This is a genomic window from Martelella lutilitoris (assembly GCF_016598595.1).
In the GTDB taxonomy this organism is placed as follows: Bacteria; Pseudomonadota; Alphaproteobacteria; order Rhizobiales; family Rhizobiaceae; genus Martelella; species Martelella lutilitoris_A.
The window spans coordinates 3,344,940-3,369,129 of sequence record NZ_CP066786.1 but is presented as its reverse complement, the minus strand read 5'-3'; the positions used below and the strand labels follow the sequence as shown (position 1 = coordinate 3,369,129).

Below are 24,190 nucleotides of genomic sequence, written 5' to 3'. Positions count from 1 at the left end.
TCAGCTATCGTAGGGATCGGCGGCATCGCGCAGGCCGTCGCCGAGGAAGTTGAAGGAGAGCACCGCGATCACGACCGCGCCGGCGGGCCAGATCAAGAGCCACGGGGCCGTCGAGATGGTGCGGATGTTCTGCGCATCCTGCAGCAGCACGCCCCAGGAGACGACCGGCGGCTTCAGCCCGACGCCGAGGAAGGACAACGCCGTTTCGGCCACGATCATGGTCGGCAGCGCCAGCGTGACGACGGCGAGGATATGGCTCGTCAGCGACGGCAGGATGTGGCGGAAGATGATGCGGCGCTCGTTGGAGCCGTCGAGCCTGGCGGCGGTGACGAAGTCGTCGCCCCGAAGCGCGAAGAAGCGTCCGCGCACCTCGCGGGCAAGCGAGGTCCAGCCGAGGAGCGATACGATCAGCGTGATCAGGAAATAGACCTTGAGCGGCGCGAGCGACACCGGAATGGCGGCGGCAAGGCCGAGCCAGAGCGGGATGGTCGGCATCGCCGAGATGATCTCGATGATGCGCTGGATCAGAAGATCCACCCAGCCGCCGTAATAGCCCGACAGCGCGCCCATCACCACGCCGAGGATCAGGCTGATGCACACCCCGATCAGGCCGATCGACATCGAGACCCGCGTGCCGTAGATCACCCGGCTGAAGAGATCACGGCCGAGCTTGTCGGCGCCGAGCAGGTAGAACGGGTCGTTCGCCTTCAAGGGGCCCACCAGATGCAGATCGGAGGGAAACAGCCCCCACATCTTGTATTCCGGCCCGCGAACGAAGAAGCCGATCGGCACCACCTTGCTGTCATCAACGACGAAGGAGCGGCGCAGCGACGCCTGGTCCACCGTGACGCTGTAGCCCTTCACATGTGGCAGGAATTTCCTGTCGCCGTTCTCGTCCTCGACGAAGAAGGAAATCGTCTGCGGCGGGGCGTAGGAATATTGCGGGCGGGCGGATTGGGCCAGGTTAGGCGCGAGGAACTCGGCGAAGATGCCGATCAGGTAAAGGCTCAGAATGACGATCCCGGCAATGATCGCGAGCCTGTCCTTGGCGAATTTGTGCCAGATCAGCGTCCACTGGCCGGCCGCCGCGTCGGTATCGCTGGTGACGCCCTTTTTCAGCGGCGTGATCGCGGGACGATCGAGCCCATGATGGTGCGTCGGCTCATGCAGCGCGGTTTCCTGGAAAATGTTGTCGCTCATTGGTCAAACCTTATCCGGGGATCGAGCATGGCGAGCAGGATGTCGGACACCAGCATGCCGATCAGCGTGAGAACGCCCATGAGGAGAATGAAGGATCCGGCGAGATACATGTCCTGCGAGATCAGCGCGCGCAAAAGCAGCGGCCCGGCCGTCGGCAGGTTGAGAACGATCGCGGTGATCGTGACGCCCGAGATCAGGTTGGGCAGCACCCAGCCGATCGCCGAGACGAAGGGGTTGAGGGCGATGCGCACCGGATATTTGATGAGCGCCTTGGTCGGGTGCAGACCCTTGGCGCGGGCGGTGATGTAATAGGGCTTGTTGAGCTCGTCCGTCAGGTTGGCGCGCAATATCCGGATCAGCGAGGCGGTGCCCGCCGTGCCGATCACCACGACCGGGATCCACAGATGCGCCAGAAGGTCGACAAACTTGCCCCAGGACCATTCCGCATGGGCATATTCCGGCGAGAACAGCCCGCCGACGCTCTGGCCCATCACCTTGTAGGAAAAATACATCAGCGTCAGCGCCAGGATGAAGTTCGGGATCGCCAGACCGAGAAAGCCGAAGAAAGTGAACACGTGGTCGCCAAGCGAATGACGCTTGACCGCCGAATAGATGCCGATCGGCAGCGACACCGCCCAGACGAACAGCAGCGAGGCGACCGAGACGGCAAGCGTTGCGCCCATGCGCTCCCAGATCAGTTCGCTGACCGGCCGCTTCCACTCGAAGGACTGGCCGAAATCGCCATGCAGCAGAATGCCGGAAATCCACTTGTAGTACTGGACATAGATCGGATCATCGAAGCCGTAGATTTCCCTCAAGCGCGCGATCTCCGTCGGATCGAAGGCCTGGCCGCTGTCGCTCATCGAGGCGATCAGCGAGGTGACATAGTCGCCCGGCGGAAGCTGGATGATGACGAAGGCAATGATGGAAATGCCGAACAGGGTCGGGATCATGTATATGATCCGCATGATGATATAGCGCAGCATCAGCGTCCTCCCGTCCGTGCTGTCCTTGTGGTTTCAGACACTATCATGACCAGTGGACCTCGACCGTTTCCAGAAGGTCGATTTCGGGAACATCGACCTCCACCGTGTCGCCCGTTGTCCGGTATTCGGCCGTCTTGCCGGCGATCAGCAATTTCGCGTCCCGGACGGACCGACCCTTGGGGATCGCGACCGAGACCGTGTGCGGGCCAACGGGATAGATCGATCGCGTCGGCCCCTTGAACATCATCGGATTGGTGAGGTTGAACAGCAGAACGGCGAGCGTGTCGCCGCTCTCGCGCACCGCGATATCCAGCACCGAGTGCCCGGAAACGCTGACACGCGGCGTGCCGCCCATCGCCCAGCGCACGGCATTTTCGATCAGCCGCTGGTGGTCGGCGGCGAGCACCTCCCAGAAGATGCTGCCGATATTCCACGGGATATAGACCGTGCGGCCGCCGGCCTCGGTTTCGCGGGTGACGACCGCGGCGCCGCGCGGCTCCTCGCGGGGGTAGACTTCCTCCATCGGCAAATCCGGAAAGTCCGGAATGCTGAGGAGCGGCGTCTCGGTGCCCGCAACGGTTTCGACCTCTGCAAGCTTGGTGCCGCCGATGATCCGCCCGGCGCCTTCATAGCCCTGCGTGAGCGGGTGGTCGCCGGAAAGGACGATATAACTGTTCTTGACCGGCCCGCGCGCCAGCGCTGTTCGCTTCACCCCGAACACGTCGCCAAGCGCGAATGCGTCGCGCGCATTGCCGCTTTCATCGCGCATCGCCGTTTCATGGGCGGCGATCAGGCTGCCGCCGCGCGCGGCATAGTCGCGCAGGAGCGCGCATTGGGCATCGGACAGGTTGGAGGCATTGGCGAGAATGACCAACTTGAAGCGATCCAGGCTTTCCGCCGTCATCGCCTCGTCGGAGAGGAATTCGAAGGGCAGCTTCGCCTCGATCAGGGCATGATAGAAGCCGAGATCATCGCCCTCGGCCTGCCGGCGCTCGTCGCGCGCCCAGTTCTTCAGCGTCGTGGTGGGGTCGATGATCGCGATCTCGGCGGTCGGCGTCGTTGCCTCAAGCATCGCCTGGAGCTTCTCGTGCTTTTCGAAACCGGTGGCGACGGGGGCGACCCAGCGCTCATCCGGCACCACGCCGTTGAACTTGGTAAACCAGGGCAGCATGCCGTGGGTGACGCCATTGGCGATCCAGCTTTCGATTTCCGCCCCGGCAGTGACGGAATCCTTCCAGCGATATTGCTCCTCCGGCCCGATCGAGGTGATCAGCACCACAGGGCGGTCGCGGAAGGTGGCGCGCATCCGCTTGGCGTTGCGGCCGGCAAGCCAGATCGGCTCCAGCCCGCGCCGGCCCTGATGGTCGACGACCAGAAAGGGGCAGTGTTTCTCGATCAGGCCGATATCGAATTCCATCAGCGATTCACCGCCCATATTGGGAATGAAGCTGGCATGCGGGCGGATCGCCTTGACGTCGTTGTCCCAGGCGATGACCATCCGGGTCAGCACATCGCGGCGCCAGCCGGACCACGCCCGCCATGCGGGATCGTTGACGTCGCTCACCATCGGCAGATCGAAGCCGGTGGCGCCCTTGAAGCGGGTCCTGCAGCTCTCGCAATAGCAAACGCCATGGCCTTGCCAGCGATTGGCGAAGATCGCGTCGATATCGTAGTCGCGGGTGATTTCCTTCACCACGTTTGGCATGAAGACGTTGTTGTAATCGCCATAGGCGCAGGTGACCCAGACATCGGGAAAGGCCCAGTGGCGGCGGGGATTGCCGTCCTTGTCGACCGCGATCCATTCGGGATGCGCCTCGGCGGCATCCTGATGAATGGCGTGCGGATCGACGCGGGCCATGACATGCATGCCGAGCGATCGCGCGCCATCGACGAGGCGACCGAAAGGATCGCTGTCGCCGAGATATTTGCTGACATAATGCAGCGGGATCTTGGAGGGATAAAAGCCGATATAGCCGCCGGCGGAAAGGCAGACCGCGTTGGACCGGGTGCGTTGGAACACATCGATCCAGAAGTCCGGTTCGAACTTGACCGGGTCGTTCTCGACCAGCGTGAGCTGGGTCCAGCGGGTGGCGGTCTTATACCAGTCCGGCGTTCTGAGACTGGCGGCTGCGATCGGGTCGATGGGCTTCATGTGTCGGTTCCGTTAGGTAAGGCGGGGCTGGTGCCGGCCCGTGGAGGAACGGGCCGGCCCTTGGTCGGTCGAAGGTGACAGAGGTTTCTGCCGATCAGTTCTTGAAGAATTGCTCCGGCGCCGATGGACCGGGCGTCGGCCAGCCGAACGAGTTGGGCATGACCGGCATGGTGTTGACCATGTCGTTCTTGATCACACCGTAACCATCCGGGGGCAGGCTGACGCCGAAGACGAGGAACTGGTCGGCGGCATTGTTCAGCAGTTCCAGCATGATTTCGTGCTGCTTGTCCTGATCACCGGTGGCCAGCAGTTTCTTGTAGAGCGCCTGCTGCGCCTTCACATCTTCCGGCGGCTCGATGGCGGCGTCATTGTCCGGCTGGTTGAAGTGCAGGGCCCAACCCTGGGCATAGAGCGCATTGGTGTTGAACGGCACGAAGTAGCGCGGATCGAGCATCGCCGCGACGCCGCTGTTTGCGCCGAACTGGTGGGCCGTTGCATCGAACTCGCGGCCATGGCGCACGCGGGTTTCCCAGAGCGAGCGGTCCATGGTGCGGATCTGCGCATCGATGCCGACATCGCGGAAGTTCGGTATCGCAAGCTGGAACATGTCGAGGAAGGTGGTGCGCACCTGATCGATCTCGAAGATGATCGTCACGCGCCGGCCCTCGGAATCGAGCCGAAAGCCTTCGCTGTCCTTGTTGGGCAGGATCTCGTCCAGGATCGCATTCGCCTTTTCCGGATCGTATTCCGTGTACTGCTTGGCGAGCCGCTCGACGTAAAGGGGATCGCCTTCCACGATCGAGGGTTGCGCCGGCGCGCCCTGGCCGACGAAGACCGCCTCGATCATCGACTGGCGATCGATCGCGTGGGACAGCGCCACGCGGAAATCGCGATTGTTGTAGAGCGCGTTCTTGACCGGATCGGTGTGGTTCAGGTTGAGCTGGAAAACCATCACATTGGCCGCGGTTTCCTTCAGCGTGTAGAAGTGGAAATCGCCGCTTTCCTGCGCATCGTAGAGCACCGGCTTGTTGGCGGGCGTTGCGATATACTGGTCCATCATGTCGATCTCGCCCTGCAGCGTCTTCAGGAGAAGCACTTCCGGATCGCCGACCATCTGGTAGTTGATCTCATCGAAATAGGGCAGTTGCGTGCCTTCGGTATCGACCTTCCAGTAATAGGGATTGCGCACGGCAACGGCCCGTTCGGTGTCCTCGCCGGGCGCGATCGTGAACTTCCAGGCATTCAGCGTCGGACGGTTGGAGTTCTGGAAGAAGTCATTGTCCTGCTGCACGCCGCATTCGCGCTGGAACAACGCCACCCAGCTTTCATAGCCGCGCTCCTTGGCGAGTTCGTTGGCATCCGGATTGTACTTGATGTGGAACTGCTTGAGGTAATGCTTCGGCGTGCGGGTGATCTGGTCCTGCTGCGCCCAGGCGAGTTGCTGGGCGAAGAAGCCGTTCGGCTGCGCGAATTTGACCTTGAAGGTCTGGTCGTCGACCACTTCCAGTTCGGCAACCGAGCCGTCGGCGGAATACCAGAAAGCCTGATCGCCGATGGTCAGTTCGGGGTTCTGGAAAACGTCCTCATACCAGAACTTTACATCCTCGGTGGTGTAGGGCTCGCCGTCCGACCACTTCATGCCCTTGCGCAGGGTGAAGGTATATTCGGTGGAATCCTCGTTGACCTCGAAGGATTCGGCGACATTGGGCGTGACGCCGGACCAGTCGGGCGTGAAGCGCACCATCGGCTCATAGCCCTGATAGCGCACCAGCATGGACAGCGACCCGCCGCCGACCAGCGCATGGTTCCATGTGCCGCCCTGCCTGCCCGGCTGGTCGCGGGGGGTGATCACCAGCGGGTTTTCCGGCAGGCGCTCGGCAAGCGGGGGAAGATCGCCGGCCTGAACCGCTTCTTCCAGATTGGGCGACTTGTATTCCATTTCAGCCCAGGCGGGCAGCGCCAGCAGAGCGGCAAACGCCGTCCCTGCCGCGAGAAAAGCTCTGCGGCTCAAATTCCTCATGGATTTTCCTCCTACTGTCGATGCTCCGTTATCCTTCATCGACTAACAACTAGCTTGAAATAGAAGTTTTGTTATGTAAAGCGTTAGGTTCAGGTTTTTTTGAATCGTGGCATCGCGCGCCCTTTCGGGCCATAATGCCGCATGAATGTGAGGAGCCCCCGTGTCGCGCGTAACGATCCAGACCATCGCCGATGAAACCGGACTTTCGAAATTCGCGGTGTCGCGCGCGCTTTCGGGCAAGAGCGGCGTCAGCGAGGCCACGCGGCTGAAGGTCAACGAGACGGCCGTGCGCCTCGGCTACCGCAAGACCGCGTCCAGCAGCCGCGTGCTCGGCGTCGTCTTCGATGATAACGATATCACCAACACCGAACTCCATATGCAGATCCAGAACGGCGTCCAGCGCGAGGCCCAGTTGCTTGGCTATGCCCTGCGCATTCGCAGCACGCGCAACGGCATGGAACTCGAGGCGCTGGCGGAGGAGTGCAGCGGCATTCTGATTGTCGGGCTGCACAGCCAGGAGAACCTCAAACGATTGCATCATGCCGACATTCCGATCGTGCGCAACAGCTGGCTGGAGCCGCTGGAGCCTGTCGATCAGGTCGGCGCGACCGACCATGAGGCCGGTTCCGCCGTCGGCCGTTTTCTCCTGAAGCTCGGGCATCGCCGGATCATCTATGTTCACGGCGATCCGAGCTATAGGGGACGCATGGAACGGCTTTACGGATTGCGCGAGGTCTGCGAACGCGAGCCCGGCGTCGTTCTGCATGACCTCATTACGGAAGAGGGGCGGGATTTCGGAGAGGCCTTCGACCGGCTGGCGGCGGCGGATGAAAAGCCGACCGCCTTTTTCTGCGCCCATGACGGTCTGGCGCTGACGGTGATCTCCGAGCTTCTGGCGCGCGGCTACCGGATCCCGCGTGATGCGTCCGTGGTCGGCTTCGGCGACTACTCCGCTGCCCAGCAGATCCTGCCGCAACTGACCACGGTGAAGGTGCCGGGCGTCGACATCGGCAGGATGGCAACACGGGTCCTGCACCAGCGCATCACCAACCAGGATTTTCCCGACTGTCCTCTGCGTCTGCATGTTCCCTGCCGCATCATCGAGCGGCAGTCGACCGGGCCGGCTCCCGCCTGACGGTTCCGGCAGGCCGTGCGCCTGTTTCCGGCTGGCGAAACGCCGTGTCTTGAAAGGTGCGGAGCAGGCTCCGCGCCCGCTAGACAGGGTCGCACCCGCATTTCAAGGAGAGGAAAAGGCATGTCCGGGACGATCAGGCGCAGGGATTTTTTTCTGAAGACGCGCGATGGCGTGCGCATTGCGATCCGAGAGGTGTTCGATGCGGCAGCAGGCACGCCGGCGCGCCCGATGATCCTGATGCACGGGACCCGCATTCCCGGGCTTTCTGAATATGATCTCGATGTCCCGCACGGTTCGCTTGCCGCCGATCTCGCCGCGCGCGGCCATCGCTGCTACATCGTCGATGCGCGCGGCTTCGGCCGGTCCGAGCGTCCGGCGGAGATGGACCTGCCGCCGACGCCGACGAAGCCGCTTGTGCGCACGCTCGAGATCGTCCGCGATCTGGAGGCGGCGGTCGACCACCTTTGCGCGGTATCGGGCTTTTCCTCGGTCGGCCTGTTCGGCTGGGGCGTCGGCGGCACCTGCGTCATGGCCTTTGCCGCTCTGTGGCCGGAAAAGGCGAGCCACCTCGTTCTCTACAACATGGTCTACGGCGCCGCCGGCGGGCATCCGAAATTCTGCCACGGCTCGCAATGGGAGGATCCGGCGCGACCGGGCCATTTCAACCGGCCGCATTTCGGCAACTACACCTTCAACGCGGTCGACATGCTGACCCGCGACTGGGACCGGCAGATCCCGATCGAGGACAAAGCCGCCTGGCGCGATCCGGCGATCGTCAGGGCCTTCGAACAGGCCCTGATCGACGGCGATCCGACGGCGAGGGACCGCGATCCCCCAACCTATCGCAGCCCCAACGGCATGCTCGAGGACCTTTTCCTGATGGGCATTGGCCATAGGCTCGTCAACGCTAACCAGGTCTATGCGCGGGTCATGATCGTCCGGCCGGAATTCGATACGCTCAGCCAGAAGGACGATATGGATGCCCTCGTCGGCGACCTGATCAATGCCGGGGAGGTGTTTTACTGGGAGCCGGGCGGCACCACGCATTACATCCTTTTCGACCGGCCCGAGCACGGGCGCGATGCTATGCTTGCGGAAATGGAGGCATTTCTGGCGCGGTGAGGTATTTCGTCAGGCGAAACGGACTCCGCGCGCCGTTTCCATCTCAGGTCGCGGTTGCTAGGCAAGGCTATCGGGAGAAGAGCGAACCGCCACGAGGGAGACGGTACGGTTCGCGTGTTTTGGAGGAAAACATGAAAACAGCAGATATCATTCTTGGAACGACCGCCCTGGGGCTGTCGGTAGCGGTATCGCCATTCGCCGCCTTCGCCGCGAACTGCCCGGACGGCTATCCCGCAAAGCCGATCCAGATGCTCGTCGGCTACGGCGCGGGCGGCGGCTCGGATGCGATTGCCCGCTCCATCGCTGCCGAGCTGGAGGCGCAGCAGGGCTGGACCGTTATTGTCGACAACAAGCCGGGCGCCGGCGGCGGCGTGATGTCGGCGACGCTCATGAACATGAAGCCCGACGGCTATTCCGTCGGCGTGGCGGCCACGGGCACGGTGGCGCTCAACCCTTACGAGAATTCGGACACACCCTATACCTACGAAAGTTTCGACTATCTGGGCACGGCGATGCAGATCAATTACGGTCTGGTCTCGCTCGTCGACCGCCCCTACCAGACGCTGGACGAATTCATCGCCTTCGCAAAAGACAATAACGGCGCGACGATTTCCGTCGGCGGCAAGAGCCAGGAAATCCTGGTCGACCAGCTGGCCAAGCATTACGACGTCAACCTGATCGCGGTTCCGAGCAAGGGTGCGGCGGATGCGCTGCAGTCCGCGCTTGGCGGCCATGTGGACGCCACCACCCAGGGCACCCAGCATGTCCAGCAGATAAAGGCCGGGGCGATGAACCAACTCGCGTCGCTGACCGATGCCCGCACGCCCTATGCACCGGACTCCCCGACCCTGATCGAGGGCGGGCTTGACGCGACGATCGAGGGACAGACGATCTTCATGGTGCCCAAGGGCGTTGATCCGGCGATCAAGACCTGCCTGGAAGAAGCGCTGGACGAGGCCGTCAATTCCGATGGCTACGGCGAACTGATGACGCGTCTCGAGAACGAGCCGCTGAACCTGGGTCCCAAGGGAACTACTGACAAGATCGCGAAAAGCGCCCAGTTCTACAAGGCGTATCTCGGCAAGTAACCTGGAGCGCCGTGCGTCCATTCGGCCGCACAAAGGATGCTCTAACCTATTGATGCGCTAGCAAAAAGGGACGCTGTTCAATGTATTTTGAACGCCTGATCGGGGGAGCCAGCATCGTTTTCGGCGGCTTCCTCCTTTTTTTCCTGATTCCGTTGCAGGTCACGAGCCAGCCGGGGCCGATTGATCCCTCGCTGTTTCCGAAGATTGCGGCATGGCTGTTCATTTTTCTCGGCCTTGTCCAGCTTCTCGCCAGGGCGCAGCCGACAAATTTCAGCTGGTATGAGTTCGCGCGTCTCGCGGCTCTCGCGGCCCTGGTGCTCGCGGCCGCCTTCGTCATGCCGCTTGCGGGTTTTCTCCCGTCGGCAATTGCGCTGATGGCGGCCGTATGCGCCTTCATGTTCGAGCGCCGGTATATGTGGCTGGCCACGACAATTGTGCTGGTTCCGGCAGGAACGTGGTTCGTTTTCGTGATCGTGATGGGTCGTCCATTGCCATCGCTGCCCTTCTGAAAGCAATGCTATGCCTGACTTGACCACGATTATCGGCGGGCTGACCGACGCCCTGACCCTCACCAACCTGCTCTACATCATCCTCGGCGTGGCCGTCGGCCAGATCGTCGGGGCAATTCCCGGCATGACGCTGCTGATGGCGCTGGCGATTGCCATTCCGCTGACCTACACGCTCGATACGCTCACGGCGCTTGCCTTTCTGATCAGCGTCAACAAGGGCGGAACGGTGGGTGGCGCCATCCCGGCGATCCTGATCAACACGCCCGGCACGCCCGAGTCAGCGGCGACCGCGCTTGACGGCCACCCCATGGCCAAAAAGGGCAAGCCGATGAAGGCGATGAAATACGCGCTCTACTATTCCGTCTTCGGCGATCTTTCGAGCGACATCGTGCTGATCACGATCTCGGCGCCGCTCGCCCTTGTGGCGCTGCGCATGGGGCCGATCGAGATCACCGCACTGATGATCCTCGCCTTCACGGTCATCACGGGCCTGGTCGGCACTTCGATGACCAAGGGGCTGATGGCGGCGGCGCTCGGTTTTCTGTTCGCCTCGGTCGGCATTGATCCGGCCATGGGCACACCGCGCTTCACCTTCGGCATGCTCGATCTCTATGACGGCCTGCCGCTGACGGCGATGTCGATCGGGCTTCTCGCCGTTTCGGAAATCTTCCGCCAGATCGCAGCCACCACGCGCGCCACGCGCACCGCCTCGCCGATCCGCGTACGCTCGGACAATCCGGAAGACAAGGGCGTGACGCTGAGCGAGCTTCTGGCCAACAAATATGTGGCGATCCGCGCCTGGGCGATCGGCACGGTCATTGGCGCCATTCCGGGGCTCGGCTCTGCAACGGCCGGCTTTCTGTCCTACTCGGTCACCAAGCAGCAGGCGAAGGATCCGGAGAGTTTCGGCAAGGGTGACCCGCGCGGCATCGCGGCTTCGGAGGCGGCCAATTCGGCGGTCGTCGGCGCCAATCTCATTCCGCTGCTGACGCTCGGCATTCCCGGCAATATCGCCGCCGCCCTCCTTGTCAGCGCCTTCATCATCCACGGCGTGCAGCCCGGTCCGCTTCTGTTCGAGGAGCAGGGAAGGTTGATCTACGGGCTCTTCGGCGCCATGCTGATTGCCAATTTCTGCAATCTCGGCGTCGGCCAGATCGGCATGCGCATCTGGTCGCTGGCGATCGCGGCGCCCAACTCCGTGGTCTATCCGACGGCCCTGCTGCTCTGCACCACCGGCGCCTACGTCACCACGGGCGGCATGTTCGGCATCTACATCATGCTGGCCTTCGGCGTGATGGGCTATTTCATGCAGCAGTTCGGCTTTTCCGTGGTCGCCTTCATCATCGGCTATGTGCTGACGCCGGAGCTGGAATCGAAACTGGTCCAGTCGATCCTGATCAGCCGGGGCGATCCCTGGATCGTGCTGCAGCATCCGATCGCGCTCGTCCTTCTGGCGCTGTCGGTCGTCTCTATCGTCTTTCTCGGTCCGAGAAAGCGGAAGAACAAGGATCCCGAGCCGGTGGAGGACTGAGCGCTCCGATCCTCGCTCAAGGACGTTTCGATGCGCCCGGCGGAGTTCCTCCCCGGGCGCATTCGCGTTTCGGCCGCGTGTGTCTGCGCCGGACCGGGAGCGATGGTGATGGTCATTCGCATTGCGCATCATGTCACGCCGAAGAAGAAAGCCGCGCAGGTGATCCGGAGATCATCTGCACGGCTCCGACCTGTCCATGCGTGCCGGGGCGGGTTCAGGCCGGCCGGACCCTTCCGAGACCGCGCCGGTTGAGGATGAAGGCGGCGATGATGACCGGCGCCATGATCGCCAGCCCGGCAGCCAGAAGCTCCAGATCGCCGAACCCCGGAACGGCTTCGCCCGGAAGCGCGATCAGCACCGCGCCGACAAGCAGCGGAAGCCGCAGCACCCAGACATAGGGACGGTCGGAAAAGACCGGACCGATGCCCATGATGTAGCCCTGGACGCCGCTTGCGAACATCCACACGCCGAAAAGGGCAAGGCCCGAGGAGAGAAGGATGCTCTGCCAGCCCGCGTGCCCGATCAGCGCCGGATCGAACACGAAGAAGAACGGGATGAAATAGACGATGCTGCCGATCTTCATCGCTTCGAAACCGGTGCGCATCGGCGGGGTCTTGGCAACCGAGGCGGCGGCGAAGGCGCCGAGCGCCACCGGCGGCGTGATGAAGGACAGCATGCCCCAGTAGAAGATGAAAAGATGCGAGGCCATCGGGTCGAACCCGACCTGGATGAGCGCCGGGGCCAGCATCACGGCCAGAAAGATGTAACAGGCCGTCGCTGTCATGCCCGTGCCGAGGACAAGGCTGGTCAGCGCGCCCATGATGAGCAGAAGCAGGGGCGAATCGCCGGCAATGCTCAGAAGGTCGTTGACGAGCGTTCCGGCAAGCCCGGTCATCGACAACCCGCCGACGATCATGCCGACGGCGGCAAGCGTTGCTGCGAGCGTGGCGAAGAGACGCCCGAGGCTGTCGATGAAATGCAGCAGTTCCTTGCGTCCCCAGCGATCGGACCTGGAGACGATCTGGTTCACGGCCAGAAGCGCCGCCGTCGCATAGAACGGCGCGTATTGTTCGTTTTTCAGAACGAGCAGCATGACCGTCAGCAGCGCGAAGGCGAAGACATGGTGCCAGCCTTCCTTGAGCGTCTGTTTCAGGTCCGGCAGTTCTTCGGCGGAAAGCCCGCTCAGACCCTCGCGCGCGGCGCGCGCGTCGATCTGGATGAAAAGGCCGAAGAAATAGAGCGCGGCGGGAATGGCGGCGGCAAGGGCGATCGTCGCATAGGGCACCTGCAGAAAATCCGCCATGACGAAGGCGGCCGCGCCCATCACCGGGGGCATCAGCACGCCGCCGGTCGAGGCACAGGTCTCGATGCCCGCGGCGACCGTGTCCTTCATGCCGACCTTGCGCATGGCCGGAATGGTCATCACGCCGGTCGTCAGCACATTGGTGACCACGCTGCCGCTCAGCGACCCCATCAGGCCGCTGGAAAGGATTGCAACCTTGGCCGGACCGCCGCGCACATGCCCGAGAAGCGCGAAGGCGAGGTTGATGAAGAAACGCCCGGCGCCGGTATGTTCAAGCGCCGCGCCGAAGACGACGAAGCCGAAGACGAGGTTCGCGAAGGCCTTCAGCGGGATGCCGAGAATGCTTTCAAGGCTCATCGCGTGATAGGCCGCCACATATCTGAACGGGGAACTGAAGGCCGAGATCGGTCCCGGCAGCTTGTCGGCAAACAGCGGATAGGTCGAGAAGAAAAGGACGATCATGCCGAGGATCAGCCCGCCCGCCCGACGGCCCGCGTCCAGCATGACCAGCCAGAGAGCCGCGCTGGCAAAGACGGCGGCGGATGGCGGCGACATTTCCCAGCCGAGGAGCACGATGTCGTAGGCATGGAAAATGAAATAGCAGAGCGTCACGAATGTGATGGCCGCAAGCGCCCAGTCGAGCACGCCCGGCGTCTGCGGGCGAGGGGAGCGAAAACCGGGTAACAGAAGAAAAACCATCGGGATCGCGAGCGCCAGCACCGCGTAGAAATACTGGTTCTCCAGCAGGGTCATATGAAAGCGCGACCCGAGGTTGAAGGTCTGGTTTATGCCCAGGAGCAGAAGCAGGACCGTCAGGACGCGCACGACGGCCGATGTCAATGAGGCGCGGCGGCGGGCTGAAACCGCCTCGCCTCCCTGCGTGTTGTTGTCTATGACCGGCATGCGCGACTACCTGAAATAGGCCGGAAAACCGGCCGCTTCGAGCGTATCGGCACGCACTTTCATCCACTTTTCGCTGAAATCGTCGCCGCTCTCGCCATTCATCTTGCTCCAGGCCTCCTGCAGGACCTTCGCGCGGGCGACAAGATTGTCATTGTGCTTCTGGTCCTCGTCGGTCCAGACGCCGGCTTCCCTGTAATATCTGACAGCGGCCTCGTTGAACGGCACGACCCAGTCGAACACTTCCGAATCGGCCGCCCACCCGGACGTGCCGGATTGCATCTTGCTGTAGACCGGCGCCTGCAGGTCGATCGCCTTGGTGACATTGTAGACGAGGTCCGGCGAGGCCGTGTAGGTGATCAGCGCCGGATAGGGAACGCCGGCGCATTCCAGCGGGTGCTCCGCATCGATGTCGACGCCGACGGTCGCCTTGCGCTGGCCGAAATGCGGGTTGACGGCCTGAAGGCGGTTCCAGCCTTCGGTATCTGAGAAGGGCATTGGCAGCCATTTGAGGCCCTGCGGCGAGGCCGCCGCCTGCTCGAGAACGCCGCTGCCGCTGGTAACGGCCGTCATCGCGTCGATCTGGCCGTTGGTAAAGGCCTGCCATGCGCCGCCATAGCTCGGCTGCTCGACAAGTTCGACATCATCGACAGTGAGCCCGCCGAAGGCGAGGAACGCCCGGACATTGGACTGCAGCGACGGCGAACTGACGACCCATCCGATCTTCTTGCCCTTCAGGTCCGCGATGCTGTTGATATCCTGATTGGCGGCGACGCCCATGGCGACGCCGTTGTCCGCGCCGGCGAGGATCACGGCCGTCAGCTTCTGCGGTCCGAGATCGGGCGTTGCGTAGCTCAGCACGCCTTCGAAGGCATAAAAGGCGTCGCTTCCGGCCAGCGCGAAGGGTACGCGGCCTTCCCGGGCAGGCGCGATGCGCGAAAGGTCCGTGCTCGCCGGCAGAACGCGAAGCGAGATGCCGTAGGCATCTTCAAGCGCCTTGCCGACGGCTATAGACTGGTTATAGCCGAGGCTGCCGGTGTCGAAGCTCGTCCACACCAGCGTCTTCGGCAGGGTGACGGTGTCGTCCTGCGCCATCGCCCCGCCTGCGAAAAGGCAGATGACGCCAAGCGCCAGGCTTGCTAGTTTTCTCATGGAATGTCCTCCTCCATCCTTCAAGATTTCGCGGAAGCGCGCCCCGGACGGCAGGCCCGCCTGGCCATGACCGCTTGGGCCGTTCGCCGCCGGTGACTGAAATGCGCATGGTGTCCGGTGTGCCGTGCCGGCAATGTCGCCAGCCATTTCGGCCCAACTCCTCTATCACGCAAACTAAGGCCAATGCCGCAGCGCATAAATTTCAAAGGGTCTGCGTTTCGCTTGACGAAATGCTCCTGCCTGGCGCACGGATTGCGCTAGAGCATCGGCCCGAAAATCGGAATCGATTATCGGAAAGCAAGATGCGTAGATTCAATAGGTTAGAACGTCTTTTGTGCGTCCGAATGGACGCGCAGCGCTCTAGGTCAGGCCTTCAAGCCATTCCACTTCCCCCTCATGAAATGCGGCGAGTTCATCCGGCCGATCGTCGCCGAGGAGGTTCTGGTTGACGTCGATGCCCCGGCTGGCCTGAAGATAGGACAGGAAACAATAGGACGGCCTGAAGGCCCGCAGCTTGTCCCAGTCGATGGGCGGGATCTCCGCCGGATTGACCGGGCGCAGGATATCCCGTTCGAACAGGACCTCGAAGCTTGAGAGTTTCCAGGTTCCGTCCTGACGCACCGCGCGGGAGAAGTAGCGGCAGAAGACGTGAAAATCGATCTGGACATCGCCGAGCGTCGCCCGGTTGAAGATCATGGCCGGGCTCTCGATTGTGGCCCTGTCGCCTTTCACCTGGGCAAAGGCCGGAAACACCCAGTGCTTGCCGTTGCCGACCTTTTCCATGAATTTGCGCGTGGCCTCGACATAGGCGTCCCCGCCATGGCCGTCATACCAGCTGGTGCGCACATAGGCGTCGTCGTGAAAGCAGTCCCGCATCACCTCGAAGCGGCGCTGGTCGCGGGCAAACCGCTCGCGGCGTGCAAGGTCGTAGAGCTCCTCGCGATCGAGCATCGCCGTCAGGCGTTTGTTGGTGTCTGGCTGCATGGATCCCCTCCCTCGCATTGTGAATGGCCGACCCCTCAGGCGGCCGGATAGCCAAGGATCGCCTTGACCTCCAGATATTCCTCGAAACCGAACAGACCGAACTCGCGGCCATTGCCCGACTGTTTATATCCGCCGAACGGCAGGCTGCGGTCAAACGGCGCGCCGTTGAGATAGACGCGGCCGGCGCGGATTTGATTGGCAACCACACGCGCATGGTCAAGGTCTTTCGATTGGACGAAACCGGCAAGGCCGAAAGGCGTGTCATTGGCAATCTCGACGGCTTCGTCCTCGCTGTCATAAAACATCATCGAAAGCACAGGCCCGAAGATTTCCTCGCGCGCGATGCGCATTGAAGGCGTGACATCGGCGAACACGGTCGGCCGGACGAAATAGCCGGCATTGCATTCGGCCGGACGGCCGGGGCCGCCGGCGACGAGCGTCGCGCCTTCCTTAATGCCGGAGGCGATCAGCGCCTGAACCTTGTCGAACTGGGTCTGGCTCACGAGCGGGCCCATCGTCGTTTCGGGGGCCATCGGATCGCCGAGCCTGATCTCTGAGATCGCCTCGCAGGCGGCTTCGATGGCCTCGTCGCGATGCCGGCGCGGCACCAGCATGCGGGTCGGCGACTGGCAGTTCTGGCCGCCATTGGTGTTGCAGGCATGAACGCCGGCCTTCACCGCCGCCGGAAGATCGGCGTCGGGCAGGATGATGTTGGCCGATTTGCCGCCAAGCTCCTGCGCGACGCGCTTGATCGTTTTCGCGGCCAGCTCGGCGACGCGGATGCCGGCATTGGTCGAGCCGGTGATCGAGACCATGTCGACATCCGGGTGGCGGGCGATTGCCTCTCCGACGGTCGGTCCGTCGCCGTGGACGAGATTGAAGACGCCGGCGGGCAGTCCGGCGTCATCGATGATTTCGGCAAGCGCCGTGGCGCTGAGCGGGGCGATCTCGCTGGGCTTCAGCACCATGGTGCAGCCGGTCGCAATTGCCGGGGCGACCTTGGAGGCGATCTGATTGAGCGGCCAGTTCCAGGGCGTGATCAGACCGCAGACGCCGATCGGTTCCCTGCGGAGGATGCCGGTCTCTTCTCGGCGCTCGAAGCGGTAATCCGCCAGCACCCGGATAACCTCCTCGAAGTGGAAGAGCGCGACCGTGGCCTGACGTTCGATCGAGAAGGTTATCGGCACGCCCATTTCCATGGTCATCAGCCGTGCAAGCTCGGGCAGGCGCGCCCGGAAGCCCTCGATGATACGCCCGAGAATGAAAAGGCGTTCCTCGCGTTCGCTCTGCGACCAGACGGCAAAGGCGCGGCGTGCGGCTTCGACCGCCATGTCGACATCCTCGGCGCTGCCAAGGCTGACAACGCCGATCTCCTGTTCGTTGGCCGGGTTGATAATCGGTATGGACCTTGCGCGCGCCGGTCGCCGCCAGCATCCGTCGATCAGAAAATCCAGAGCATTCATCCTGCCGCTTCCCTCCTCCGGTAAGTGCTGGAACTCTATCCGGCGGCTGACGCGCCGCAATGGGGTCGCGCAGCCGTTTCGTCTCGCGGAACGAAACCGTCGTCCTTTTGCCGAAAGGCCGCGCCGGCGCTAGAACCACCGAAGAGCATATTGGGAGACCGGAGAAAAATGCGCCGTTACTTCGAAGACTTTGCCATTGGCGAGACATGGACAAGCAGAACCATCACCTTGTCCGAGGACGAGATTATCCGCTATGCCCGCGAGTATGATCCGCAGCCCATGCATGTCGATCCCGAAAAGGCCGCGGAAGGGCGCTTCGGCGGCCTCATCGCCAGCGGATGGCAGGTCGCGGCGCTTTCCATGCGGCTCTTCGTGGAAGCGGGCGGCTATGGCGAAACGCCTATGGTCGGCCTCGGCATCGAGCAGTTGCGCTGGCGGCGTCCGGTGCGTCCGGGCGACAGGCTGACCACGACCCGCAAGGTGATTGCGACAGAGCCGCACCAGCGCCGACCGGAATTCGGCGTTATCAAGACCGAGGTGACGGTGACCAATCAGGATGGCGAAGCCGTGATGACGATGATCGCGCTCGGACAGGTGCCCTGCAGGCCCCGGGCAGAATAGGGAACGCTTCTGGGCAGGGCCCTAGCGCATCGGCCCGAAAATCGGAATCGATTTTCGGAAGCACGATGCTCAGATTCAATAAGTTAGAGCGTCCTTTGTGCGTCCGAATGGACGCACGGCGCTCTATAGGTGCCGCCCTTCATCGACCGGGATGACGATGCCCGTCGAACTGGTCATGAGCGTGACGCAGGCGATGACGGCGCGGGCCACATCGTCGGCGCTGGTGATCTTGGCAAGCGGCGTCTGCTTCGCCGTCGCCTCCAGCCGCGCGCGCGGACGTCCCGGCACGAAGTCGGTATCAACGCCGGCGGGTGATACGGAAAACACCCGGATATCCGGCGCTAGCACCTTCGCAAGCCCGATCGTCAATGCGTCGAGCCCGGCCTTTGCCGCGCAATAGGCGAGATTGGAGCCGACGCCGGTGCGCGCGGCGATCGAAGAGATGTTGACCACAACGGCATCCTCCCCGCGCGCGAGAAGCGGCCTGAAAGCCCGGGTGACGGCAAACGGGCCGCGCAGGTTGATCCGCGTGATCCTGTCGAACATCTCGTCGGTCAGGCCGTCAAGATCATTGGCCGGCACGGCTTCGGTCGCGCCGCCATTATTGACCAGTATATCGACATGGCCGAAAGCCTTTTCGACTGCCCGGGCGGCCTCGGCGATGGTATCGCTCGTCTCGAGCGCGATCCGCAGCGCAATGTGATTTTCGCCGGGAAGCGATGCGACCAGGTCTTCGGCAGCCGCGCTTCGGCTGTGATAGCCGGCGACGATGGTGGCGCCGAGATCCGCGAGGCGGATCGCCGAGGCGCGACCGATGCCGCTTGTCGCACCCGTGACCACGGCGATGCGTCCGCTCAAGGGAGGGGCCTGTTCGCTCATGGCGTCTTATCCCAGTAGGGCTTGCGCAGTTCCTGCTTCAGCACCTTACCGCCGCTGTTGCGCGGAAGCGTTTCGCGGAGCTCTACCGCCGAGACCTTCTGCATGCGCCCCAGCCGGTCATTGACCCAGTCGCGCAGCGCCTCCGGCTCGATCGTCGCGCCCGGTTTCGCGACCACGAAGCCGAGCGGCGTCTCGCCCCATTTCTCGCTCGGGACCGCGATCACGGCGGCCTCTATGACATCGGGATGGGCGAGCAGCTTTTCCTCTAGGTCCGAGGCATAGATATTGAAGCCGCCGGAAATGATCATGTCCTTCTTGCGATCCAGCAGGACGAGGAACCCGTCCTCGTCGAACATGCCGATATCGCCGGTGCGGTGAAAAAGCCGGTCCTCGGCGTCGCGCCAGTAGAAGGCGCGGTTTGCCTCCTCATTGCGGAAATAGCCCGACATCATCATCGCCGAACGGCCGACAACCTCGCCGCGCCCGCCGGGCGGCACGTCCTTGCCGTCGTCATCGATGATGCGGATGATGTTTCCCGCTGCCGGCTTGCCCACGGTATGCGCCTTTTCGGGGTGGCGGGCGGCATCGAGAATGCAGGTGCAGCCGCCTTCCGTCAGGCCGTAGACCTCGAAGAAATCGCCCGGCCATTGTTCGGTGATGGCGCGCTTTGCTGCAGCCGGAAGCGGCGCGCCGGTGCACTGCTTGACCCTGAAGGACGACAGGTCGCGCTTGCCGAAGCTCGTCGCTGCCAGAATGCGCTGATACTGGACCGGCACCAGCATGGTGTGGGTCGCGCCGTATCGCTCGGCAAGCGCAAGATAGGTTTCCGCGTCGAATTTCGGCATCAGCACGACATGGCTTGCGTGGAACAGCGCCGAAAGCATGGGCATCAGCGTGGTGTTGGAATAAAGCGGCGTCGCCAGAAGCATCGTGCTTTCGGGGCCAAGCCCGAAAAGCGTCCGCGCCGCCTGCCGGTATCGCATCGCGTGCGCGTGAACGATGCCCTTGGCCCTCCCGGTGGTGCCGGAGGAGTAGATGATATTGAACGGCGCCTCGGGCGCCGGGATCACCGGGGCCGTCAGCGGCTCCGTTCCGGCGAGAAAATCGCGCGGCACGCCGCCTGCCGGCGTCGCCTCGAGCGGGATGATGCGCGCGGTCATCTCCGCCGGCAACAGATCTGCATAGCCATCCTGCACGAAGATGAGCGCGGGGTCGCAGTCTTTCAGCATGCCGGCAAGCGCGTCGCGGTGTGCCGAGGCGGGCAGGGGCACGGCCGTACCGCCCGCCGCGATGATGCCGAGATAGGCTGTCGTCAGCCCCAGGCCGGCCGTTCCCAGAAGCGCTATCCGCCCGACCGCGCCGTCGCAATGCTGGGTGATCGCGCCCGCAACGGCCAGCACGGCGCTGCGGAGTTCTGCCTGGCTCATCGTTTCGCCGTTGCAGGTCAGCGCCGGCGCCTCCGGCTGCTCAAGACCGTGGCGCAGGATAGCGGCAACGAGTTCGCCTTCCTGGTGCGCAGCCGGCTTGCTGGCCTCGTTCATCAACTGTCTCCCGGATCGTTTTCGATGAGTACGATATGGCGGGTGGCGATGGCGGGCTTTTCGGAGCCCTCCAGCTCGATCACGGCGTCGTTGACGATCCGCGTTCCCAGCGCATGCGGCTCGGCGGCGACAAGCGTGAGGGCGAGCCGGATACGGCTTTCCACCGGAACGGGGGCGATGAACCGCATCCGGTCATAGCCGTAGTTCAGCCCGCGCCCGCGCGCCCTGATCTGGTAGATCTCGCGCTGGAGCGCCGGCTGTAGCGAGATGATGAAAAGACCGTGGGCAATGGTCTTGCCGCCGGGCATCTCGCGCGCGGCACGCTCCACATCCACATGGATCCAGTGATCGTCGCCCGTCAGCCGGGCATAGTCGTCGATTGCCTCCTGTGTCACGGTCATCCAGGCCGAGCGGCCGAGCAATTGTCCCTCATGGGCAGCGAGATCACGGGCGTGGTCAACGATCAGCATCAGTTTTTTCCTTGTTGCGGGCACGCCCGATGGTTTCGGCGCATTCGGCATTGACGGCCAGAACCACTTTGCCGATCTGCCTGTTTTCATCCATCAGCTGATGGGCGGACCTGACGTCGGCGAAGGCGAAGACCTGATGGATCCGGGTCGTCATTTCACCCGTTTCCAGAAGCGGCCAGACATCGCGGACCAGTTCGGCGGCGATCCGGCCCTTGTAGGCGGGCGGACGCGGACGAAGGGTCGAGCCGGTCAGCGTCAGTCTCCGCCGGACGATCTGGCGGATATTGACCTCGGCCGTCTCGCCGAGATGACTGGCGATAAAGACAAGCCGTCCATCCGGCCTCAGAAGGTCGAGCTGCCGTTGCGTGTACGGCCCGGCCTGCGCATCGAGGATCACGTCGAACCCGTCGGTGAGCGCCCTCAGTTCGGCGTCCCAGGCACCCTTGTAGCTGACGGCATGGTGCGCGCCTGTCTGAAGGCAGACGGACAATTTCTCCTCCGTGCCGGCGGTCGCGAAAACATGGGCGTTGCGCAATTTGCGAGCGATCTGGATCGCGGCCATGCCGACGCCGCTGGTGCCGCCCTGCACAAGCAGGCTCTCGCCTTCGCCGAGTCGTCCAAGCCAGATGATGTTGTTCCAGGCGGTAAAATAGACTTCCGGCAGCGATGCGGCTTCGACAAAGCTCAGCCCGCGCGGAACCGGCATGCACTGGAGCGCAGGCACGACGCAATATTCGGCGTAGCCGCCGCCATTGGTCAGCGCGCAGACGGCATCGCCGGGAGAGAGCCCGGCCACGTCCGGGCCAACCGCGTCGACAATGCCCGAGACATCAAGGCCGGGGATCGGGGAGGCGTCCGGCGGCGGCGGATAGAGCCCACGCCTTTGCTGGATATCCGGCCGGTTGACGCCCGCCGCGTAAACCCGGATCCGGACTTCGCCCGCTCCGGGATCGGGGAGGGGTCGTTCGACGATGTCGAGCACGTCCGGTCCCCCCGCGCCGTTGAATTCCACCACCCGCATTACGCTCACGTCCCCCCTTTTGGCCATCACGCCGTCGCCTGTCTCCTCCGCTCGTCAGTCTTTCCAGTTATGGACAACCGGATTGGACAACCTGCCGAGCCCCTCGATCTCGATATCGATCGTGCCGGCCAGTTTGTGCATGTTTACCGAGCGGTGGCCATTCGGAAAATTGCCGACACCTTTCGCCGAGGTGCCGAAGCAGAAGACATCGCCGGGCTCCAGGGTGAAGAAGCGGCTGGCTTCGGCGATGACCTCGGCGACCTTGAAGCGGTAACTCGCGGTGCTGTCGACGGCGAAGGGTTCTCCGTCGAACCAGCCCTTCACCGCAAGCGCGTCCGGGTTTTCAACTTCGTCGGCCGTGGTGATGAAGGGGCCCATCGGCCCGAATGTGTCGGAAGCCTTGGAGCGGGTGTGGTAGACGAAATAGACATCGCGGTCGTCCTCGCCATGCCGGTCGCGCCAGGCAAGGTGATGCGGCCGCAGAAGATCGGGCTCGCGTGTCGTCGCGATCGAATCCATGCCGAACTTCATGCCGTGGGAGGTGACGTCGTTGATGATGGTGAAGCCGAAGATCGCGTCCTTCGCCTCCTCGACCGATATCCTGCTGCAGCGTTTACCGATGACGGCGGCAAGTTCCAGTTCCGGTATGGTCTCGCCGTAATAGTCTTCCATGATGATCGGCTTGTTGTGGCCGGTCAGGCAGGACGGCGCCTTCAGGAAAAAATTCGGCACGCCCGGATCGCGATGGGCGGACTTGCGGATGCCCATATTGTTGAAGGCGACGCCGAGGATCTTGGAAGGTCGGGGCTGCGGCGGCAGCCAGTCGATCGAAGCCTCGTCAAGCGGGGACGCTTCGCCTTTCTCAAGCGCTTCGCGCGCCCGGGCGATTTCGGCTTCACCGCCCTCGATGAAGCAGTTCAAGTCCGCGGGCGCCGATCCGAGCCCGGCGCTTTCGTAAAGCTCCGCCAGAAGAACGGTCGCGTCGCCCTTTCTGATGGCGAGAACAGGCTTTCCCTGATGGTTGATGGTTGCAAGTTTCACGGCGGTCTCCTTCGCGTGCGCGGGCTTTCTGGTTCTTCAAAAGTCGTGTTCCGGCGCCCGTCCGCGACACGAAAGGGATGGCGTGATCGTTCGGATCATCCGTCGGTTATGCCGTTCTCAGGCGGGGTCGAGGCCGACCAGTTTCGCCGGATTGTCGCGCACCATCAGGCGTACCTCTTCCTCGGTGAAGCCGAGGGCGAGCAGAAGCTTGATCGCCTGGCGCAGCCCTTCCACGGGCGAGGGATTGTCGACCTGACCGAGATCGGAGCCGATCGAGGAATGCGCGACGCCGGCGGCCAGAACATGCTCTTTCAACTCCTGCGGCGAAAATACGTTGAAGCGCGAATCCACGTAGAGGCAGGCCGATTGCTCTATCACGGCGCCGAATTCGGCCATTTCGGTGATGTCCTCATAGGTGAAATGCAGCCCGTACATAGGGTGATTGACCAGAAGGCGCTTGACGCCGCGCTTGCGCGCTTCCCTGAATAGCTTCCAGATTTCCCAGACATGCAGGTGGCCGGAGGACAGGATGGCATCGAAGGCGGCGATCGAATCGAGGATCTCCTTTACCGGGTCGAGGATCTCGCCGTAAGCGTCGACGACGGTGATGCCGGGGGACGCCTTGAGCTGAACATTGGAGGCAAGCCGTGTCTTGCGATGGGAGCTGCGGATGTGATTGGCCGATTGCGCGGTCGGCATCCAGACCAGCCGGGCGCCCTGGTTGAGCTGGGCATCGACGACGAAGGGATTGAGCCCGCCGGTCGTGTTGTTCAAAACCAGCCCGCCGAACATGGCCACGTCCAGATGGCCGAGCACGCGTTCCATGATCGGCAGGAACGGCGCGACGGAATAGTGATGATCCTTGAACATGATCCCGCGCATGCCGGCGGCGGCGGCCTGTTCCACCGCCTGGAAATGATCGAGCTGACGGGCCATCGTCGACGGTCCGGAATGAACGTGAAGATCGACCGCTCCCTTCATCAGTCCGTCGACGACGGCGTCGTCGATCGTTGAGATCAGGGCGCGCGCCTCCGCGCGATTGTTCGCCGTTGCCATGCAGTTCTCCTTCCTT

The 24,190-nt window shown here is 63.1% G+C and carries 20 protein-coding genes; 6 read left to right on the top strand and 14 right to left on the bottom strand.

What is annotated here, in order from left to right; all coding sequences use genetic code 11:
- The 4 genes from JET14_RS16145 to JET14_RS16130 all read right to left on the bottom strand — a co-directional run bounded on the left by JET14_RS16145 (position 1) and on the right by JET14_RS16130 (position 6,358).
- Positions 1–1,200 carry an ABC transporter permease gene (locus tag JET14_RS16145; RefSeq protein ID WP_200334820.1) on the bottom strand — a complete coding sequence of 400 codons (1,200 nt, stop codon included), beginning with the start codon at positions 1,198–1,200 and terminating at the stop codon, positions 1–3.
- Positions 1,197–2,186 (bottom strand): ABC transporter permease, encoded by a 990-nt coding sequence (locus tag JET14_RS16140; RefSeq protein ID WP_200334819.1) that lies wholly within the window; start codon positions 2,184–2,186, stop codon positions 1,197–1,199. Before JET14_RS16140 ends, JET14_RS16145 begins: the two co-directional genes overlap by 4 nt.
- A 43-nt stretch (positions 2,187–2,229) precedes the next feature.
- A complete protein-coding gene (locus JET14_RS16135) occupies positions 2,230–4,338 on the bottom strand; it encodes a family 10 glycosylhydrolase (RefSeq protein WP_200334818.1) in 2,109 nt (702 codons plus the stop codon).
- Between the two features lie 94 nt (positions 4,339–4,432).
- On the bottom strand, positions 4,433–6,358 hold the full coding sequence (locus JET14_RS16130) for an ABC transporter substrate-binding protein (protein ID WP_200334816.1): 1,926 nt from the start codon (positions 6,356–6,358) through the stop codon (positions 4,433–4,435).
- 160 nt (positions 6,359–6,518) lie between these two features.
- Here JET14_RS16130 and JET14_RS16125 point away from each other — a divergent pair, with 160 nt between their 5' ends.
- The 5 genes from JET14_RS16125 to JET14_RS16105 all read left to right on the top strand — a co-directional run bounded on the left by JET14_RS16125 (position 6,519) and on the right by JET14_RS16105 (position 11,743).
- Complete coding sequence (locus tag JET14_RS16125) at positions 6,519–7,493, top strand: LacI family DNA-binding transcriptional regulator (protein WP_200334813.1); 975 nt, start codon at positions 6,519–6,521, stop codon at positions 7,491–7,493.
- A gap of 120 nt (positions 7,494–7,613) precedes the next feature.
- Positions 7,614–8,615 carry an alpha/beta hydrolase gene (locus JET14_RS16120; protein ID WP_200334811.1) on the top strand — a complete coding sequence of 334 codons (1,002 nt, stop codon included), beginning with the start codon at positions 7,614–7,616 and terminating at the stop codon, positions 8,613–8,615.
- Positions 8,616–8,746: 131 nt separating this feature from the next.
- Positions 8,747–9,703: a tripartite tricarboxylate transporter substrate binding protein gene (locus JET14_RS16115; RefSeq protein ID WP_200334809.1), complete on the top strand. Its 957-nt coding sequence runs from the start codon at positions 8,747–8,749 to the stop codon at positions 9,701–9,703.
- Positions 9,704–9,783: 80 nt separating this feature from the next.
- Entirely contained in the window at positions 9,784–10,212 is a 429-nt protein-coding gene (locus JET14_RS16110; RefSeq protein ID WP_200334807.1) for a tripartite tricarboxylate transporter TctB family protein, read from the top strand.
- A 10-nt stretch (positions 10,213–10,222) separates the two neighbouring features.
- A complete protein-coding gene (locus JET14_RS16105) occupies positions 10,223–11,743 on the top strand; it encodes a tripartite tricarboxylate transporter permease (RefSeq protein ID WP_200334805.1) in 1,521 nt (506 codons plus the stop codon).
- 214 nt (positions 11,744–11,957) lie between these two features.
- On the opposite strand, the gene JET14_RS16100 is transcribed toward JET14_RS16105, so the two are convergent.
- The 4 genes from JET14_RS16100 to JET14_RS16085 form a co-directional block, all read right to left on the bottom strand.
- Positions 11,958–13,949, bottom strand: coding sequence for a TRAP transporter permease (locus JET14_RS16100; protein WP_200334803.1), 1,992 nt, complete (start codon positions 13,947–13,949; stop codon positions 11,958–11,960).
- A 6-nt stretch (positions 13,950–13,955) separates the two neighbouring features.
- Entirely contained in the window at positions 13,956–15,098 is a 1,143-nt protein-coding gene (locus JET14_RS16095) for a TAXI family TRAP transporter solute-binding subunit (protein ID WP_200334802.1), read from the bottom strand.
- A 360-nt stretch (positions 15,099–15,458) separates the two neighbouring features.
- On the bottom strand, positions 15,459–16,082 hold the full coding sequence (locus tag JET14_RS16090) for a nuclear transport factor 2 family protein (protein ID WP_200334801.1): 624 nt from the start codon (positions 16,080–16,082) through the stop codon (positions 15,459–15,461).
- 35 nt (positions 16,083–16,117) lie between these two features.
- Positions 16,118–17,545 carry an aldehyde dehydrogenase family protein gene (locus tag JET14_RS16085; RefSeq protein ID WP_200334800.1) on the bottom strand — a complete coding sequence of 476 codons (1,428 nt, stop codon included), beginning with the start codon at positions 17,543–17,545 and terminating at the stop codon, positions 16,118–16,120.
- A 168-nt stretch (positions 17,546–17,713) separates the two neighbouring features.
- On the opposite strand from JET14_RS16085, the gene JET14_RS16080 reads away from it, so the two are divergent.
- Entirely contained in the window at positions 17,714–18,166 is a 453-nt protein-coding gene (locus JET14_RS16080) for a MaoC family dehydratase (RefSeq protein WP_200334799.1), read from the top strand.
- 123 nt (positions 18,167–18,289) lie between these two features.
- Here JET14_RS16080 and JET14_RS16075 read toward each other — a convergent pair whose 3' ends face one another.
- The 6 genes from JET14_RS16075 to JET14_RS16050 form a co-directional block, all read right to left on the bottom strand.
- Entirely contained in the window at positions 18,290–19,045 is a 756-nt protein-coding gene (locus JET14_RS16075; protein ID WP_200334798.1) for an SDR family NAD(P)-dependent oxidoreductase, read from the bottom strand.
- Entirely contained in the window at positions 19,042–20,586 is a 1,545-nt protein-coding gene (locus tag JET14_RS16070) for a class I adenylate-forming enzyme family protein (RefSeq protein WP_200334797.1), read from the bottom strand. The genes JET14_RS16075 and JET14_RS16070 overlap by 4 nt, the downstream gene beginning before the upstream one ends.
- On the bottom strand, positions 20,586–21,056 hold the full coding sequence (locus tag JET14_RS16065; RefSeq protein WP_200334795.1) for a MaoC family dehydratase: 471 nt from the start codon (positions 21,054–21,056) through the stop codon (positions 20,586–20,588). The genes JET14_RS16070 and JET14_RS16065 overlap by 1 nt, the downstream gene beginning before the upstream one ends.
- A complete protein-coding gene (locus tag JET14_RS16060; protein WP_246750350.1) occupies positions 21,043–22,104 on the bottom strand; it encodes an NAD(P)H-quinone oxidoreductase in 1,062 nt (353 codons plus the stop codon). Before JET14_RS16060 ends, JET14_RS16065 begins: the two co-directional genes overlap by 14 nt.
- 27 nt (positions 22,105–22,131) lie before the next feature.
- Positions 22,132–23,118, bottom strand: a complete 987-nt coding sequence (locus JET14_RS16055) for a fumarylacetoacetate hydrolase family protein (RefSeq protein WP_200334793.1) — start codon at positions 23,116–23,118, stop codon at positions 22,132–22,134.
- A 117-nt stretch (positions 23,119–23,235) separates the two neighbouring features.
- Positions 23,236–24,174, bottom strand: a complete 939-nt coding sequence (locus JET14_RS16050) for a DUF6282 family protein (RefSeq protein WP_246750349.1) — start codon at positions 24,172–24,174, stop codon at positions 23,236–23,238.
- Positions 24,175–24,190 lie beyond the last annotated feature (16 nt).